This window comes from Granulicoccus phenolivorans DSM 17626 = NBRC 107789 = JCM 15570, from assembly GCF_000423085.1.
GTDB lineage: Bacteria > Actinomycetota > Actinomycetes > Propionibacteriales > Propionibacteriaceae > Granulicoccus > Granulicoccus phenolivorans.
Map to the genome: position 1 here is coordinate 39,975 of NZ_AUHH01000013.1, position 16,839 is coordinate 56,813.

17 protein-coding genes are annotated in these 16,839 nt (G+C 69.9%); 9 read left to right on the forward strand and 8 right to left on the reverse strand.

Annotated features, from left to right (window positions below):
- Positions 1-2: 2 nt before the first annotated feature.
- The 3 genes from atpD to G531_RS0106895 all read left to right on the forward strand — a co-directional run bounded on the left by atpD (position 3) and on the right by G531_RS0106895 (position 2,485).
- Positions 3-1,451 carry a F0F1 ATP synthase subunit beta gene (gene atpD, locus G531_RS0106885; RefSeq protein WP_026926680.1) on the forward strand — a complete coding sequence of 483 codons (1,449 nt, stop codon included), beginning with the start codon at positions 3-5 and terminating at the stop codon, positions 1,449-1,451.
- Positions 1,452-1,453: 2 nt separating this feature from the next.
- Positions 1,454-1,876, forward strand: coding sequence for a F0F1 ATP synthase subunit epsilon (locus G531_RS0106890; RefSeq protein ID WP_026926681.1), 423 nt, complete (start codon positions 1,454-1,456; stop codon positions 1,874-1,876).
- A 150-nt stretch (positions 1,877-2,026) separates the two neighbouring features.
- On the forward strand, positions 2,027-2,485 hold the full coding sequence (locus G531_RS0106895; protein WP_051215171.1) for a DUF2550 domain-containing protein: 459 nt from the start codon (positions 2,027-2,029) through the stop codon (positions 2,483-2,485).
- 13 nt (positions 2,486-2,498) lie between these two features.
- On the opposite strand, the gene G531_RS21035 is transcribed toward G531_RS0106895, so the two are convergent.
- The gene (locus G531_RS21035) at positions 2,499-3,197 is read right to left on the reverse strand and encodes a cob(I)yrinic acid a,c-diamide adenosyltransferase (RefSeq protein WP_081683900.1); all 699 of its coding nucleotides are present in this window, start codon (positions 3,195-3,197) and stop codon (positions 2,499-2,501) included.
- Positions 3,198-3,241: 44 nt separating this feature from the next.
- Between G531_RS21035 and G531_RS21040 the strand changes: the two genes are divergently transcribed.
- Positions 3,242-3,904 (forward strand): peptidylprolyl isomerase, encoded by a 663-nt coding sequence (locus G531_RS21040; RefSeq protein ID WP_081683901.1) that lies wholly within the window; start codon positions 3,242-3,244, stop codon positions 3,902-3,904.
- 1,476 nt (positions 3,905-5,380) lie between these two features.
- On the opposite strand, the gene G531_RS0106925 is transcribed toward G531_RS21040, so the two are convergent.
- The 3 genes from G531_RS0106925 to G531_RS26095 form a co-directional block, all read right to left on the reverse strand.
- Positions 5,381-6,148 (reverse strand): alpha/beta fold hydrolase, encoded by a 768-nt coding sequence (locus G531_RS0106925; protein WP_051215173.1) that lies wholly within the window; start codon positions 6,146-6,148, stop codon positions 5,381-5,383.
- A 362-nt stretch (positions 6,149-6,510) separates the two neighbouring features.
- Positions 6,511-7,713, reverse strand: a complete 1,203-nt coding sequence (locus tag G531_RS21045; protein WP_081683904.1) for a 3-hydroxyacyl-CoA dehydrogenase — start codon at positions 7,711-7,713, stop codon at positions 6,511-6,513.
- 78 nt (positions 7,714-7,791) lie between these two features.
- Complete coding sequence (locus tag G531_RS26095) at positions 7,792-8,730, reverse strand: DUF1501 domain-containing protein (RefSeq protein ID WP_051215175.1); 939 nt, start codon at positions 8,728-8,730, stop codon at positions 7,792-7,794.
- 96 nt (positions 8,731-8,826) lie between these two features.
- Here G531_RS26095 and G531_RS26100 point away from each other — a divergent pair, with 96 nt between their 5' ends.
- Both G531_RS26100 and nucS read left to right on the forward strand, forming a co-directional pair.
- A complete protein-coding gene (locus G531_RS26100) occupies positions 8,827-9,366 on the forward strand; it encodes a hypothetical protein (protein ID WP_026926684.1) in 540 nt (179 codons plus the stop codon).
- A 69-nt stretch (positions 9,367-9,435) separates the two neighbouring features.
- Positions 9,436-10,146 carry an endonuclease NucS gene (nucS, locus tag G531_RS0106945; protein ID WP_026926685.1) on the forward strand — a complete coding sequence of 237 codons (711 nt, stop codon included), beginning with the start codon at positions 9,436-9,438 and terminating at the stop codon, positions 10,144-10,146.
- Positions 10,147-10,214: 68 nt separating this feature from the next.
- On the opposite strand, the gene G531_RS21055 is transcribed toward nucS, so the two are convergent.
- The 3 genes from G531_RS21055 to mce all read right to left on the reverse strand — a co-directional run bounded on the left by G531_RS21055 (position 10,215) and on the right by mce (position 13,425).
- Positions 10,215-11,618, reverse strand: a complete 1,404-nt coding sequence (locus tag G531_RS21055) for an AI-2E family transporter (protein WP_051215176.1) — start codon at positions 11,616-11,618, stop codon at positions 10,215-10,217.
- On the reverse strand, positions 11,615-12,874 hold the full coding sequence (locus G531_RS0106955) for a DivIVA domain-containing protein (protein WP_026926686.1): 1,260 nt from the start codon (positions 12,872-12,874) through the stop codon (positions 11,615-11,617). The genes G531_RS21055 and G531_RS0106955 overlap by 4 nt, the downstream gene beginning before the upstream one ends.
- A gap of 101 nt (positions 12,875-12,975) precedes the next feature.
- Positions 12,976-13,425, reverse strand: a complete 450-nt coding sequence (mce, locus tag G531_RS0106960; protein ID WP_026926687.1) for a methylmalonyl-CoA epimerase — start codon at positions 13,423-13,425, stop codon at positions 12,976-12,978.
- Between the two features lie 228 nt (positions 13,426-13,653).
- Between mce and G531_RS26275 the strand changes: the two genes are divergently transcribed.
- From G531_RS26275 to G531_RS21060, 3 genes are read left to right on the forward strand one after another with little or no spacing between them, the layout of a single operon-like run.
- A complete protein-coding gene (locus tag G531_RS26275; protein ID WP_169515873.1) occupies positions 13,654-13,812 on the forward strand; it encodes a hypothetical protein in 159 nt (52 codons plus the stop codon).
- 9 nt (positions 13,813-13,821) lie between these two features.
- Positions 13,822-14,355, forward strand: a complete 534-nt coding sequence (locus G531_RS0106970) for a PH domain-containing protein (protein WP_026926688.1) — start codon at positions 13,822-13,824, stop codon at positions 14,353-14,355.
- Positions 14,352-15,557 (forward strand): DUF6716 putative glycosyltransferase, encoded by a 1,206-nt coding sequence (locus tag G531_RS21060; RefSeq protein WP_051215177.1) that lies wholly within the window; start codon positions 14,352-14,354, stop codon positions 15,555-15,557. The genes G531_RS0106970 and G531_RS21060 overlap by 4 nt, the downstream gene beginning before the upstream one ends.
- 10 nt (positions 15,558-15,567) lie before the next feature.
- Here the strand turns inward: G531_RS21060 and G531_RS21065 are convergent, their stop codons facing one another.
- Positions 15,568-16,818: an acylneuraminate cytidylyltransferase gene (locus G531_RS21065; RefSeq protein WP_081683907.1), complete on the reverse strand. Its 1,251-nt coding sequence runs from the start codon at positions 16,816-16,818 to the stop codon at positions 15,568-15,570.
- Positions 16,819-16,839: the final 21 nt, after the last annotated feature.

Here is a 16,839-nt window from a genome sequence, read left to right on the forward strand (position 1 = left end):
ATATGACTGCCACAGTTAACGACAACAAGCAGGACAAGGTGGCCGGCGTCGGGCGAGTCGCGCGGGTCATCGGCCCGGTGGTCGACATCGAGTTCCCGCCGGACCAGGTCCCCGAGATCTACAGTGCGCTGCACGTCGATGTCGACATGGGCGACCATGTCCGCACGATGACCCTCGAGGTGGAGCTGCAGATCGGTGACAACACCGTGCGCGCCATCGCGATGAAGCCGACCGACGGCCTGCGGCGTGGTCAGGAGGTCCGCGACACCGGATCTCCGATCACCGTCCCGGTGGGTGACGTCACCAAGCACCACGTGTGGAACGTGACCGGCGATGTGCTGAACGCCGATCCGGCCAGCCTGGAGATCACCGAGCGCTGGCCGATCCACCGCGATCCGCCCCCCTTCGACCAGCTGGAGTCGAAGACCGAGATGCTGGAGACCGGCATCAAGGTGCTCGACCTGCTGACCCCGTACGTGAAGGGCGGCAAGATCGGCCTGTTCGGCGGCGCCGGCGTGGGCAAGACCGTGCTGATCCAGGAGATGATCTTCCGTATCGCGCACAACCACCAGGGCACCTCGGTGTTCGCCGGCGTGGGGGAGCGTACGCGTGAGGGCAACGACCTGATCAACGAGATGGAAGAGGCCGGGGTGTTCAAGGACACCGCCCTGGTCTTCGGCCAGATGGACGAGCCGCCGGGCACCCGGCTGCGCGTGGCGCTGAGCGGTCTGACCATGGCGGAGTACTTCCGCGATGTGCAGAACCAGGACGTGCTGCTGTTCATCGACAACATCTTCCGGTTCACCCAGGCCGGCTCGGAGGTCTCCACCCTGCTGGGCCGGATGCCGTCCGCGGTGGGTTACCAGCCCACCCTGGCCGACGAGATGGGTGCGCTGCAGGAGCGGATCACCTCGGTGCGGGGCCACTCGATCACCTCGATGCAGGCCATCTACGTGCCCGCGGACGACTACACCGACCCGGCGCCGGCGACCACCTTCGCCCACCTGGACGCGACCACCGAGCTCTCCCGCTCGATCGCCTCGCGTGGTCTGTACCCCGCGGTGGACCCGCTGACCTCGTCCTCGCGCATCCTCGACCCGCAGTACGTGGGTCAGGAGCACTACGACGTGGCCACCCAGGTCAAGCAGATCCTGCAGCGCAACAAGGAACTGCAGGACATCATCGCGATCCTCGGTATCGACGAACTCCCCGAGGAGGACAAGATCCTCGTCGGTCGGGCCCGTCGGATCCAGCAGTTCCTCTCCCAGAACACCTACACCGCCGAGAAGTTCACAGGCGTGGTCGGGTCGACGGTGAGCATGGCCGACTGCATCGAGGGCTTCAAGATGATCTGCGACGGCGAGGTCGACCACATCCCCGAGCAGGCGTTCTTCAACGTCGGCAACATGGACATGGTCATGGAGGCCCACAGCAAGATGAAGAAGGGCTGATCATGGCTTCCGCTCCACTGAAGGTGGAAGTCGTCTCCGCTGACCGGCTGCTCTGGTCGGGAGAGGCCGACCAGGTGATCGCCCGGACCACCGAGGGCGACATCGGTATCCTGCCGGACCACACCCCGCTGCTGGCGGTGCTGGTCCCGGCCGGAATCGAGGTCTTCGGCGTGGACGGGAACCGTGAGGTCATCGCGGTGGACGGCGGCTTCATCTCCGTCGACCACAACCAGGTCCGGATCCTCAGCGAGTTCGCCCAGATGGCCGGGGAGATCTCGCTGAGCGATGCCGAGAACGACCGGGAGGCGGCGGTGAAGCTGCTCGACGCGGGAGCCGAGGACGAGGCCACCCGGCGACGCTTCCTGCGCGCCGATGCCCAGGTCAAGGCCGCCCGCAAGCACGGCAGCGAGCACGCGGGCTTCTGATCCCGCACGCCGCTCGTGCCCCGCAGTACGCCGCCGGAGTTCCGGCGGCGTACTGCATTTTCGGGCCGCGGCGGGGCTCGGGCCGGTCGCTGCGCACCGGGGTTGAGTCGATTCTTGGACAGTCCGCACAAGTGTCGGTAGGTTCAGTTCATGGGATGGATCGGGGCAACGTGGATCGTTGTCGTGGTGGTGCTGGTCTGTTCCCTTGCGCCATTGGTCTGGCTGTTCTGGCGGCGGCGGTGGCTGTCGCGGCTGGGCAGTACGTTCGAGTGTGCGGTGCGGCTGAATCCCGGTGCCGCCGGCGGTGGCTGGGTGCTGGGCCTGGCCCGGATCGAGGGGGAGTACCTCGAGTGGTTCCGGGTGTTTTCCCTGAGCCTGACCCCCCGGCTGCGGTTCCGGCGTACCTCCACCGCTGCGTTGGGCAGCCGGGACCCGACCCAGGCCGAGGCGGTCGTGCTGTACCAGGGTGAGCGGGTGGTGGATCTGCGGGCCACCTCCGATTTCGACGATGAGCGGATCTGGGAACTCGCGATGCCGCGGGACAACCTGACCGCCCTGCTCAGTTGGCTGGAGGCGGCTCCGCCGAGTCTGGACCGGTTCCGGTCCTGATGTTCGGCTCCGCTCAGGCGGGGGTTTCGGGCGTGGCGGAGTCGGGGGCGTCGGCGGAGTCGGGGGCGTCGGCGGGGGCGTCGGCGGGGGATCCGGGCGCGTCGGCGGCCCGGTCGGTGCCGGGCACCCAGAGAATCTCCGCGGCGGTACCGTTGACCGCCCGCGAGCAGATGAACAGCAGGTCCGACAGCCGGTTCAGGTAGGTCACGGCAATCGGATTGACCCCACCCGGCGTGGCCGAATTCTTCGCGGCGGTGTCGGTGCCGTACGCCTCGACCGCGACCCAGGCGGCCCGTTCGGCGCGTCGGCAGACCGTCCGGGCCAGGTGCAGCCCGGCGCCGGCGGGCGTACCCCCGGGCAGGATGAACGAGCGCAACTTCGGCAGGCCCTCCCCGAACTGGTCGCACCAGTGCTCCAGCCGGTCCACCGAGGACTGGACCACGCGCAGCGGCGGGTACTTGGGGTCGGCGGTCAGCGGGTTGGACAGGTCGGCGCCGAGGTCGAACAGTTCGCTCTGCACGATCCGTAGCGCCGCGAACATCTCCGGGCCGAGCTCGCCGGTCGCCAGGACCGTCCCGATCACCGAGTTGGTCTCATCGACCGTGCCGTACGCCTCCACCCGCGGATCGGTCTTGCGGGTCAGCGACATGTCGGACAGGCGGGTCAGGCCTCCGTCGCCGGTGCGGGTGTAGATCTTGTTGAGTACGACCATGGCGGCAACAGTAGTCGCTGCCCGGCGGCCGCTAGAGTGGCCCGGTGCGTTCTGTTGCTGTGCTGTTTGCTGCCGGGCTGTTGGTGCTGTCGCTGAGCGGCTGTGCGCCCCGCGCCGGGCGTTCGGGTGGGGAGGGTGCGCAGAACGCCGCCGGATGCGTGTACAACCCGTCAGGGACCCCGGCCAAGGTGGTGGATCCGCCGCCGACCGGGGATGTTCCGACGAGCGGGCAGGTGCTGTTCACGCTGACCACCAATCAGGGCGATCTGCGGATCACCGCCGACCGCGGGCGTACGCCGTGCACGGTGAATTCGTTCTCCTCGCTGGTGCAGCAGGGCTTCTACGACGACACGCAGTGCCACCGGCTGGTCGACATGGGGATCTTCGTGCTGCAGTGCGGGGATCCGACCGGGACCGGCACCGGCGGCCCCGGCTACCGATTCGCCGATGAGACCCGGCCCGAGGACACCTACCCCGCGGGGACGGTGGCCATGGCCAACGCGGGGCCGAACACCAATGGCTCGCAGTTCTTCCTGGTGTACGAAGACTCCGTATTGCCGCCCAATTACACGGTGCTGGGCCGGATGGACGCCGAGTCCACCGGGGTAGTGGCCCGGATCGCAGCCGAGGGGCACGGTGGGCAGCCGGGGGAGGGCGTACCGAACAACGAGGCGCGGATCATTCGGGCGACCCAGACCCCGCTGTGATTCGGAATCAGCGGTAGGGCCGACTCCCGGCGGGGCTGGCTGGAGTCCCGGTGGGGCTGGAGTCCCTGGCGGCCTGGGTTCCGGCGGGGACTCCCGGGTATGCGCGACCGTGCAGTTGTCGGGGGTATCGGACACTTCCACCGGTGCGTGGGCTCTGTCATCGCGTAGGTGGGCCGATCCTGCCACCAGGAGCTCGGAATCCGGCATTTTTGGGCTGGTGGGGTCATCTGGCGGCAGGATCCGCCCACCTGTCCCAGCGCACCACTGCAGCAGTGGCCCATCGCGATGGTGCGGGCGCCGATCCGGGCCACCGAGCAGGCCTGGTCGCCGTGGGGATGGGTGACTGTGGTGGGTTGGGCGCGGTCAAGTCCGGTGGGTTGGGTCGCTGTGGTGGGCTGGGTGGCGGGGCGGGTTGAGGCACGGCAGAAGGAACGAGCGAAGGGCCATGTCGGGGAGCGAGTACTGCTGAGATCGCTCCTGGGGCTGACTCTTCGCTCGTTTGGTTGACCCTTCGCCGCCCGACCAGGAATCCTCGCCGTCCGACCACAGATCGTCGCCGCCCAGCCAGGAATCCTCGCTGCCCGGCTACGTGGCTTCGCTGCTGGGCCTGCTCCGGCTGCTGCCTGGCGTCGTCCCCTCGCTGCACGTCCTGGAGCGCGTGCGGGGCCATCAGTCCGGGAACGAGCGAAGGGCCATGTCGGGGAGCGAGTGCTGCTGAGATCGCTCCCCGGCCTGAATCTTCGCTGGTCGGTTCCCCCTTCGCTGCCCGACCACAGATCGTCGCCGCCCGACCACAGATCGTCGCCGCCCGACCAGGAACCCTCGCTGCCCGGCTACGTGGCTTCGCTGCTGGGCCTGCTCCGGCTGCTGCATGGCGTGGTCCCCTCGCCGCGCGTCCTGGAGCGCGTGCGGGGCCATCAGAGCGGGGACGAGCGAAGGGTCATAGCGGGGAGCGAGTGCTGCTGAGATCGCTCCCCGGGCTGAATCTTCGCTGGTCGGTTCCCCCTTTCGCTGCCTCACTACAGATGGTCGCCGCCCAGCCACGAATCGTCGCCGCCGGCTATGTGCCTTCGCTGCTGGGCCTGCTCCGGGTGCTGCGTCGCGTGGTCCCCTCGCTGCACGTCCGGGAGCGCGTGCGGGGCCATCAGTCCGGGAACGAGCGAAGGGCCATGTCGGGGAGCGAGTACTGCTGAGATCGCTCCCCGGGCTGAATCTTCGCTCGTTTGATCCAGCTTCGCCGCCCGACCAGGAATCCTCGACGCCCGCCCACTAATCGTCGCTGCCCGACCAGGAGCCCCCGCTGCCCGACCAGGAGCCCCCGCCGCCCGGCCAGGAGCCCTCGCCGGCCGACCAGAAATCCTCGCCGCCCGAGCAGGAATCCTCGCCGCCCGAGCAGGAATCCTCGCGGCCCGGTCACGGAGCCAGTCCAGAGCCCAAGACCCTCCCTGACCGGGCCCCGGCGTACAGGATGCCCGCTCAGGCCTCCAGGAAGGCCTTCAGAGCCTTGGTGAACAACTCCGGCTGATCGGAGTGGACCCAGTGCCGGGCACCCGGGATCAGGATCTTCTCGGCGTTCGGGAACAGCCGGTACAGGGCCTCGTCGTATTCGGGCAGGACATAGTCCGACTCGGCGCCGCCGATCAGCAGGGTCGGCTTGGTGAAGGGCTCCTCAGTGACCTCGGGGAAGGCCCGGACCACATTCATCCGGCGCGCGAGCAGGTCCAGATTCATGTGCCAGGACCAGGTCCCGGTCTTGGGGTCGCGGTGCAGATTCTGCAGCAGGAACTGCCGGACCGCATTGCTGTGCACGCCCTGGCTCTCGAGCCAGTCCTCGGCGTCGCGGCGTCGTTCCAGCGCGTCCAGATCCATGCTCTGCATCGCCGCGATCATCACATCGAAGTCCCGCCCGGGCGGGTAGGTGACCGGCTCGGAGTCGACCAGGACCAGCTTGTGGATCATCTCGGGGTGGCGCAGGGCGATCAGCATCGCGTTCTTGGCACCCATCGAATGCCCGACCAGGTCGATCGGGGCCCACTGCTCGAGGAACTCCGCGATCTGGTCGGACATCGAGATGTAGGTGAAGTCCTCGGTCCAGGACGAGCGGCCGTGGTTGGGGGCATCGACCAGGACGGTGTGCCGGCTGAGCGCTCGCGCGGGCGAGGTCCAGTTCCGCCCCTGCCCGAACACGCCGTGCAGGAAGGCGACCGTGGGTGTCCCGTGCCCGTACTCGGTGTAGTGAATCAACTCGACTCCCGTCGTCGCAGGTGATGGTTCAGCGCTTGCGGTCCCAGCACCAGCTGTGCCAGTGGCGGCGGTAATCCATGGCCGAAGATGCACCGATCGGCGGGATCCGGGGCCACACGACCACGTGTGCCAGACCAGGAGCAATATTGCCCCCACAACCGGGGCACAGATAGGCCTTCTCAGATCGGCCGACGGGAATCGGCCGCACCAACCACTCACCGTCCGAGCGGGTCACCGCTGCAGGGTGCCCGCCGGACAGTGGTCGATGCGGCCGAGTGTGTTTGCTCGGGCGTTTGCGGCCCATGGAAGAAGTGTGCCCCGGGGGCGGAAACCGGCGCCGTGCCGGACCACCCCCGAGCGGCTCAGGTCCAGTCGCGGATGTCCTGGACGGCCGAGGCCGGGGCCAGGGCGTACGCCAGCTGCTCGAGCAACCGGACCGGCTTGTCACCGGGCTCGGCGGTCTCGGCGAAGACGGCCTGCTGCGCGGTGAGCACTTCCTTCGGACCGATCTCGGCGAGCATCTGGAACGGTCCGGGCATCCGACAGCCGAGCTGCATGCCGGTGTCGATGTCGTTCGGGATGGCGTAGCCGGTCTGCACCATCCGCAGCGCCTCGTTGAGGTACGGCGCGACCAGGCGCAGCGGGAGCTCGTCACCGCGGGTCTGCCGCGGCAGCGAGACCGGGCCCGGGTCGTCGGTGGCGCCCTTCTCGTCATAGGTGTAGAAGCCGCGGCCGGACTTGTTGCCCAGCAGACCGGCCTCGACCATCGAGGTGAGCAGCGCCGGCGGAGCGTTGCGGCGGTCCTTGGTCTCCTCGTACATCCGCTCCAGCACCGCGAGCGCGACGTCATTGCCGACCAGGTCACACAGCTGCAGCGGGCCCATCGGGTACCCGGCCTGCTCGACCATCGCCGAGTCCAGTTCCTCGCGGGTGCAGTAGTGCTCCTCGTAGAGCCGGACCGCATTGCTGAGGTAGGGGATCAGCAGGGCGTTGACGATGAAGCCGGCCCGGTCGCGGCACAGGATCGGCTCCTTGCCCAGCGAGCGCAGCAGCCCAATGAGGCGATCGACGTGCTCGTCTGCGGTGTGCAGGGTCCGGATCACCTCGACCAGCTTCTGCACCGGCGCCGGGTTGAAGAAGTGCACCCCCACCACGCGGGAGGGATTCTTCGTCACCGCCGCGATCGCGGTGATCGACAGCGAGGAGGTGTTGGTCGCCAGGATGGCATGTTCCGGAGCCGCCTCATCGATCACCCGGAAGATGCTGGCCTTCAGCTCCGGGTTCTCGTTGACAGCCTCGATGACGAGGTCGCAGTCGGACACGTCGGTGTTGTCCGTGGAGAACTGGATCCGTCCGATCAGCGCGGCGGCGTCCTCTTCGGACATCTTGCCCCGCTTGACGGCACGACCGGTCGACTTCTGCAGGATGGCGCGTCCCCGGTCGAGGGCAGCATCGTTGTACTCGATACCGCGGACGGCGTAGCCGCCCTTGGCGAATACCTCGGCAATGCCGGCACCCATGGTGCCCAGACCGATGACAGCGACCTTCGAGATCTCTTTAGTCACGGGTGGCAGTCTTGCACAGTGCGGGCCGGATCACGGAACCCGCGACGAGGGTGGAATGTGACCTGAATCACCTGTCGGTCACGCGGTCGATTGCCCGACCCAGAAGCCGTCGGGCAACCGGAGTCGGGGCGCCACGACCCGGGCCAGAACCTCCCGCAGATCAATACTGCACGGCAGCCCGCCCTCGGCGGTCAGCGCCCCCGGCTGCAGCGAATCGATCCGGGTGCGCAGCTGGTACGCACCGGGTTCGGGCTCGCCGGGTCCCGGGTCGGCACCACCCGCGTCGCCGAACCCGCCGCCGGCCAGGAACATCGCGCTGGCCTGGCCGTGCTCGAGGCCGCCGCCGCTGTTCTGGGCCACCTGGCGGCCGAACTCGGTCACCGTCAGCACGGTGGTGCGCTGCCACTGGGCGCCCAGCGCGGCCGGCAACGCGGCGATCGTGGCGGCCAGCCGGGTCGCCCGGCGGCTGAACCAGCCCTGCGGGTCGGCGGAGTTGCCGGCGCTGTGGTGCATGTCCCAGTTGCCCAGGGTGAGTGAAGTCACGTGTACGCCGGCGGCCCGGACGCCGACGAGGTCCAGCGTGTCGGCCAGCCGGGCCCGTTCGGTGAAGTGCGAGCTCGACGGCTCGGGCAGGCCGACCCCGTGCACGATGCTCAGTTCCTGTCGCTGCCACAACGTCAGCAGGTCGGCGAGCCCCGGATGCAGGCCCCAGCGGGTCCCGAGCGGGGTCAACCGATCCCCGGGCAGGGCGAGGTCCGGCCGGGCCCGGCGGTAATCAGCGTCGTCCAACGGGGCCACCGCGGCGAGCCCGTCGAAGCCCCCGTCGAGAAACAACACGATCAGGTGGCTGGATTCCGGACCGTCGGGGAGACCGGCACCGGCGGGGGCGTCGGCGGCCCGGGCGGGCGCGGCCGCACCGAATACCGGTGCGGCGGCCAGCACTGCCCCCAGACCCGCGGCGGCGCCGAGGACGGAGCGTCGTGGCAGGCGGTACCCGGTTGTACTGGTGCTCGGCATCTGGCTCCTTCGACGACCCGGCCAGGGTCCCGGACGCATCCGAGGGCCCGGGCCCATTCTGCCCGAGCCCCGAAATCCGCCTCCTAGACTGGGTGCATGAGTCAGCCGGAGTACGCCGAGGAGCCACTGCGGGCCCGGCCCGCGCCGTGGGATCCCGAGGGCCCGGATCCGCTGGCGCACCTGTACGCCGGTCCCGGAGCCGGGCCGGCCGAGCGCCGCGGACCCACCCCCGCCGTCCCGGTGCCCCCCACCGACCCGTACGCCGATCTCCCCGAACCCGGCGTGCCGGCGTACCTGCTGCCCCCGGGGGCGCTGCCGCAGCAACTGCCGACGTCCGCGCCGGGGTCGACGGACCTGGTGCGGCCCGCGGCCGGCGTCCAGCCCTATCGACCGGAGGACCGCGAGCAGCATCCGCTGGCCGAGCGGGTGGCGATGCTGGGGTGGCTCAGTCTGGGGCTCTCGGTGACCGCGCCGCTGGCCTGGTACTGGGGAAGTCGGGCGCGGGCGGACTTTCGGCGGGAGCCGGACCGCTACGACACCACGCCGGTGAACCTGGGCTGGATGCTGGGCGTGGTCCAGACGATCGGCCTGGCGCTGGCCCTCGGGCTGCTCGGGGTCATCGTGCTGATGTCCTGACCCGCGGACCGGCCGACCGGACCCTGACGAGGGACCGCTCGGTGCGGCCGCCGGGGTAGAGTCTGCCCGGTGCGTTTGGTGATTGCTCGCTGTCAGGTCGACTATGCCGGAAGGCTCTCGGCCCATCTTCCGATGGCCACCCGGTTGATCATGGTGAAGGCCGATGGGGCGGTGTCGGTGCATGCCGATGACCGGGCGTACAAGCCGCTGAACTGGATGAGCGCGCCGTGCCGGCTGACCGTACGCCCGCCCAGTGCCGACGAGGCCGCCGTCACCGCCGAGCTGGAGGACCGGATTCAGGAGGTGTGGGAGGTCAAGGGCCGCGAGGAGGATCGACTGCAGATCTCGATCGCGGAGATCCTGCACGACCACACCCACGAACTCGGGGTGGATCCGGGGCTGCAGAAGGACGGGGTCGAGGCCCACCTGCAGCAACTGCTCGCCGAGAACCCCGCAGCGCTGGGCGCCGGCCTCACCCTGGTCCGCCGGGAGTACCCCACCGCGATCGGTCCGGTGGATCTGATGTGCCGCAACGACGCCGGCGGCTATGTCGCGATCGAGGTCAAGCGGCGCGGCGAGATCGACGGCGTGGAGCAACTCACCCGCTACCTGGAACTGTTGCGTCGCGACAGCCTGCTCGGGGAGGTCGAGGGGGTCTTCGCCGCCCAGCAGATCAAGCCGCAGGCCAAGGTCCTCGCCCACGATCGCGGGATCCGGTGCGTCACCGTCGACTACGACGCCCTGCGCGGACTCGACGATCCGCAGGACCGGTTGTTCTGACCCCCGGGTGCCGCGGCATTACGCGGCGGGAAACCTGCCGACGACGGCCGGTCAACGTACGCCGAGGCTCAGCTTCGGTCGAGCTTGGGGATCAACACCTCGCGGTAGAGCAGCAGCAGCGAGGCCGCGGTCGGGATGGCCAGCAGCGCGCCGACGATACCGAACAGCAGCCCACCGATGACCGCCGCGACGATCACCACCGCCCCGGGCACCTCGACCGAGCGCTTCATCACGTTCGGCTGCACGAAGTACGCCTCGAACTGCTGGTAGACCAGGAAGTACACCACCGTGATGATCGCCTGGGTGGGCCCGAGGTTCGCCAGCGCGACCAGGGCCACCAGCACCATCGAGATGTTGGTGCCCACCAGCGGGATGAAGGCGAACATGGCCACCATCACCGCGAGCGCCAGGGCGTACTGGCCCAGGCCGAGGATCATCATGAAAATGAACGAGCAGGTACCCGACAGGGTCACCACCACGAACATGCCGCTCAGGTAGCCGCCGATCCGTTCGAACATCTCATCGGCCAGGTACTTCGCCCGCGGCCGGCTCGAGGCCGGTGCCAGCCGGTAGATCACATTCTTGATCTGCGGCAGGGAGGCCAGGAAGTACAGGGTGAGGACCACCGTCAGGACGATCGAGACCACCGCGTTGGCCACCACCACGAAGCCGCCGTAGACGTTGTTGAGCACGGCGTCGGGGGAGAGCAGGCCGGTGAGGCTGTCGATGATCTTGTACTGGGCGTCCAGTCGGGCAAAGGTGTCCGAACTGCGGAAGCTGCTCAGGAAGGCCGGGGCATTGGTCACCAGCCGGGTGATCTGGTCCACGAAGACGGGGACGATCGCCCAGCCGGCCAGGACCAGGACGCCGAGTCCGACCAGGATGACCAGGATCAGCGCGAGGCCCCGTTTCACGCCACGGCGGACGAGCCATTCGACGATCGGATTCAGGCCGAGTGCGAGGAACAGCGAGAAGACCACCACGATCAGGATGTTCTTCACCTGGGTGGCCATGTCGGCCAGGGCCACGGCCAGGATGACCCCGAGGGCGCCGGTGAAGCCGATCGCGAACGGCGACATCTGCAGCAGCCGCGTCGGGATCCCGCGGTCGGGGGTGGGTGGGGCCTGCTCGGTGCCATCGGCCGGGGCCGGGGCGGCAGTCATTTCGGGATCGGGGAGTCGGTCCGGGTGCCGGTCGGGGCGTTTGGTGATCCGGCGCAGGCGGGCCAGCAGCGAGGGGCGGCCGGCCGGCTCGGTGGCCGCTGGGGCAGCCTCGGGGACGGGTCCGGTGCCGGAGGAAGCCGACGGGGCCGCCTCGCCCACGACCGGAGTGCTCTCGGCCGAGGTCTCGTCAGCGACCGCGGCGGAATCGCTCGCCGACGCCGGTCCGGCCGCGATCCGTTCGGCCCGGGTCGGTTCGCGCGACCCCTCCTCGCCCGGCCGGGGCGCTGCCTCCTCCGAGCGGTTGCTCATTTCGTCGGGGTGCCCTGCGCCGACGGCTTACGGTTCGCCTCGGCGCGCGACGGGCTGTGCGCCGCCTGCTTGGGGGCGTTGTGCGGCAACAGCGCGGTGGCCTCGCCGTCGTTGCCGGCCAGATGCTTGGGCTGGGATTCCCGCCCGGCCGCCGGGACCACCGGCCGCTGCGCGGTCTGTTCGGGGTCGGACCCGGGGCCCGGTTCGGCGGCCATGTCCTCCAGCGCCGGGTAGTCCGGGAAGTCGGTTGCGGTCTGCGTGGCGAAGCTGGACAGGTTGGCCAGCTGGGCCAAGATCGCCTGCTTGCGCTGCCCGAGCATCTCCATCTCCCGGTGCAGTTCCTCGGAGCGGAAGTTGGCCCGCTCGTCGGCCTTCCGGGTGGTTTCCGCGGCGGACTTCTGCGCGTTGGCCAGGGTCATCTCGGCCTCGCGGGTGGCCCGCAGCTTGGTGGCCTCGGCCTCCTGATGGGCCTCGGCCCGGACCCGGGCCGCGTTGGCGACCTCCTGGGCCAGCAGCTTCTGGGCCTCGGTGTGGTTCCGGGTGGCATCGCTGAGCAGCTTGTTGCTCTGCTCGGCGGCCTGATCGTGCTCGACCTTGAGTCGGCTGAGCAACTGCTCGCGCTCGCTGGCCGAGGCGGCACGGATGTCGGCGGCCTGCTTCTCGGCGGCCTGCCGGACCTGAGCGGCCTCCAGGCGGGCGGTTTCCAGCAGCGAGGCGGCCTTGCGCTGACCCTCGGCGTGGGCCGCGGCCGACTCCTTCTGGGCACCGGTGACCAGCTTCTCGGCCTCGGCCTTGGCCAGGGTCACCTGCTCCATCGCCTGGCGTTCGAGGTCGGCGCGGGTCTGGGCCATTTCCTTGGTGGCCGCCGTCTTCATGTCGGCGGCTTCCTTCTCACCGGCCTCGCGGGCCTGCTGCCCCTGCCGACGGCCCTCTTCCTTGACCCGCTCGGCCTCGGTGGCGGCCCGGTCGGTCAGTTCCCGGGCCTGCACCTGGGCCAGCCGGAGCATCTCGGTGGCATTGGAGCCGAGGTGGGTGTAGTCGGGATTCTGCGGCACCGGCGCCGGGCGGTTCTGCAGTTCGCGTACCCGCTGGTCCAGCATCGCCACGCGCTCGCGCAACTGGCGTCGGTCGTTCTCCAGCTGCAGCACGTACTCATCGACCGCCTGCCGGTCGTATCCACGGAAGGGCGCGGTGGGAAAACTCCCCGCTCGGCTGGCTGCGGAATCAAAGAGATTCAGACCGGATTCATCGGCCACGATGGCTCCTCCTCGGGGCAGGACGGCAGTCGGGTGCCGCAATCCGCGATGGACTGCGTGACCACAGTACCCGCACCGTGCAGCAGATGCGGGAACCGCGCTCAGTGAGCCGCGTCGACCGGCGGTTCGGTCAGTTCCAGCAGCACCCCGCCGACATCCTTGGGGTGGCAGAAGTTGATCCGGGCACCGCCGGTGCCGCGCCGCGCCTCGGGGTAGAGCAGGCGTACGCCCCGCTCCCGCAGCGTCGCCGAGACGGCGTCCAGGTCGGCGACCCGGTAGCACAGCTGCTGCATCCCCGGCCCCTTCTTGTCCAGGAACTTCGCGATCGTGGAGTCCTCGTTCAGCGGCGCCAGCAGCTGGATCTGGGCACTCTCGGGCAGCTGCGCGCCGGTGCCGATCATCGCCTCCTCCACCCCCTGGTCGAGGTTGCTCTCGCGGTGCAGCAGCCGGAAGCCCATGACTTCGGTGTGGAACTTGATCGCCTCGTCCAGGTCCGGGACCGCCAGGCCGACGTGATCGATGCAGACAAACAGGTCCGTGAGATTCTCCATGGGGCCAGCCTAGGGCCGGCATCGGCCGGAAAATCGGCGGGTGAGTCGGATGTGACGCGATCGGCAGCGCGTACACTCGGCCGGGTTGCGGCGCGGCCTCCGCGAAATGTCGGGGTCGTGCGGTACCAATGTCGTGATGTGTGATCGCGGGTGCGCGGTCATGGGTCGACACCCCGCCGGGTCCTCTTCCCCCACTTCGGTGCCCGGCCCGATCGGAGGTCCCCGACGATGAAGGACATCGGCAAGAAGGTTCTGTGGCTGCTGCTCATCGGCTTCGTGCTCTACTACCTGATCACCCAGCCGGCCGCGGCGGCCGCGTTCGTCCGCTCGATCGCCGACGGGATCGGGTCGATCTTCACCTTCTTCGGGTCGCTGGCAGCACCGTAGGCCGCGGTCATGGGTAATCCGTTCACCCGCTTCCTCGACCCACAGGTCGAGACGCACCTGATCAGCGACGAGGGCGAGGTCGTCATCGACGAGGTGGTCGCGCATCCGATGGCGATCCTACCGTCGGTCCTCGGGCTGCTGGTGACCATCGTGCTGTTCCTGGTCATGCCGTTCCTCGGCCAGTTCTTCTGGGTCGCGCTGGTGCTCGGGCTGGTGCTGTTCGGGGTGTGCCTGTTCAAGATCCATGAGCGGCACATGAACCGGTTCGTGGTCACCAATATGCGGGTCTTCCGGGTGACCGGGGTCTTCTCCCAGACGGTTGCGACCATGCCGATGCAGCGGATCCTGGACATTTCGGTGCGGCAGAGTTTCATCGGACGCCTGTTCGGCTACGGGCACTTCGTCTTCGAGTCCGCGGCCCGCGACCAGGGGCTGCGGGAGATCCGCTTCGTGGGTCATCCGACCGAGCGGGATCTGACCATCCAGCGGGTGATCCAGCGGGCCGGGATCCGCAAGGCGGCCCGGGCGGGGGAGTCCTGGTGAACGGGCCGGTGCGGGTGGTCGCGATCAGCGATGCCGATTCCTATCTGAAGTGGGCGTACGCCCTGCTGCGCGGCGCGCCGGCGCACTGGCGGGTCGAGCATGTGGTGCTGGCGAATCCGATCGCTCCCTCGGCCGCGCAGATCGCGGCAGCCACCGGGCTCCCGGCGGCGGGCGAGGCGGCGGTGGGTGCGTCGGCGCCGGGCGGCGGGGCGGCGGTCACCCGGGACTGGGCGCCCGCGCTGATCGCCCGGCTGCGTCGGCAGCGGCCGGACGTGCTGCTGGTCGCCTGCACCGGCCCGGCCCTGGACGCGGTGCTGACCCTGGGGACGGCGGCCGGGCTGTTCGGTGCGGGTCGACCGGTCCTGGTCACCGGGCTGCCGGGGATCTCCTGGCCGGCCAATGATCTGGCGGTGGAGTTCCGGGCGCCCTTCGACCTGATGGTGCTGCATTCCCGACGCGAGGTCGCGGCGTACGACTGGGTGGCGCAGCAACTGGGGGCCCGGGTGCGGCCGGTGCTGGCGCGGCTGCCGTTCCTGCCGACCGGCCGGGCCGAGGGTGGGACCGAGGTGGTGTTCGCCGCCCAGTCCCTGGTTCCGGCCCGACCGACCGAGCGGACCCGGATCCTGGCCGCGCTGAGCCGGGTGCCGGCGCCGCTGCAGCCGGTGGTCAAGGTACGGGCGCTGGCCGGGGAGCGGCAGGCGCACAACGAGGCCGCCCCGTACGCCGACCTGTACGCCGAACTGCGCCGGGAGCAGCCGGACACCGGGGCGGTGGAGTTCCGGGCCGGGTCGATGGCGGCGGCGCTGGAGCGGGCCCACGGGTTCGCGACGGTGTCCTCGACCGCGGTGCTGGAGGCGATCGCGTTGGGCGTACCGAGCCTGGTGCTCGACGAGTTCGGGGTGAATCGCGAGTTGATCAACCTGGTTTTCGCCGACTCCGGCCTGCTCGGCGGGCTGGACCGGCTGGCCTCGGGGAACTTCGCCCACCCCGATCCGGCCTGGTTGGACGCGAACTATTTCCATCCGCCGCAGGCCGATACCTGGATCCCGCGGATCGAGGAGCTGATCGCCGACCGCCGGGCCGGTCGGCTCGGCGCGCTGGATCGGGTCGCAACGGTCGGTCGGGCCGGCACGGGATCGGTGCTCGCCCGGGCCCGGCGGCTGCTGCGGGTGGTGCCGCCGCCGGCGCTGTGGCGGCGCTGAGCCCGCCGCCCTACGCCTGTTCGCCCTTCCCGCTCCGATCCGGCCCGCTCGTATCCGGCCCGCCGTGAGCCGACTCCGTGCGGGCGGCGAGCACCCGGTCGCAGACCTCTCGGACCGCACCCGCACCACCCGGGCGGGTGAGTACGACCCGGGCCGCGGCGAGCACCTCCGGGCGGGCGTCGGCGACCGCGATGGGCCAGCCGACCACGTCCATCGGGCCGAGGTCGTTCACATCGTTGCCCACGTACGCGATCCGCTGCGGGTCCAGCCCTCGCTCGGCGATCCAGGACCGCAGCGCGCTCGCCTTGTCGTCGATCGCCTGGGCCACCTCCACCTTCAGTTTGCCGGCCCGAGCGCTGACCACGGCATTGCGCTCCTTGGACAGGATCAGCAGCGGGATCCCGGCCTCCCGCAGTCGCTGCACCCCCATGCCGTCGGCGCGGGACAGGCGTACCGACTCCTGTCCGTACTGGTCCAGATAGAGGGTGTCGGGGGTGTGCACGCCGTCGAAATCGGTGACCACCGCGTCCACGTCGATGGGTCGGGGCCCGACCGCGGTCGCCGGACGATCCACCACCCCCGCGAACGCGTCGGCCAGCGCGAGTTCCTCGGCGGTGTCGATCTCCAGGGAGGCCAGTTCGGACACCGGCACGACCCGGGTCCGGCCGAAGAAGCGGTGCCGGGCCGCGAGGAAGCCGGGAACCGCCATCACGTAGAACGCGCCGGTCTCGCGATAGTCCGGGCGGCGGTCCTGGCGCCGGGGCCGGTAGCCGGCGTCGTGGTTCTGGCCGGTCATCACCCCGGTGCCCGGGGCGATGGTGTCATCGGCGTCGCGCCACAGGAACTCGTAGGTCTCCACCGCGGAGAACACCGAGTCGGCCTCCCCGGCGGTGATCATCCCGACCCCGCGATCGAGGTCCTGGCTGCGGATGAACGGCGAGGTGCACTGGACGAACACCAGCACCCGCGGATCGATCCCGCGGGCGGCGATCTCCTCCAGGCCGTGCACCAGCGCCGATTCGGAGGTGGCTGTCGGGCCGGACAACTCGGCCGGGCGCAGGATGATCTCGGCGCCGGCCTCGCGGGCGGCGGCGGCGATCGCCTCGTCGTCGGTGGACACGAACACCTGGTCGATCGTGCGGGCCGCGCGGCAGGCCCGGACCGCCCGGGCGACCAGCGGGATCCCGCCGATCAGCCGGAGGTTCTTGCCGGGTACGCCCTGGGAGCCGCCCCGGGCAGGGATGATCGCGACCACACTCATGCGCCCCATCATGCCCGGCCC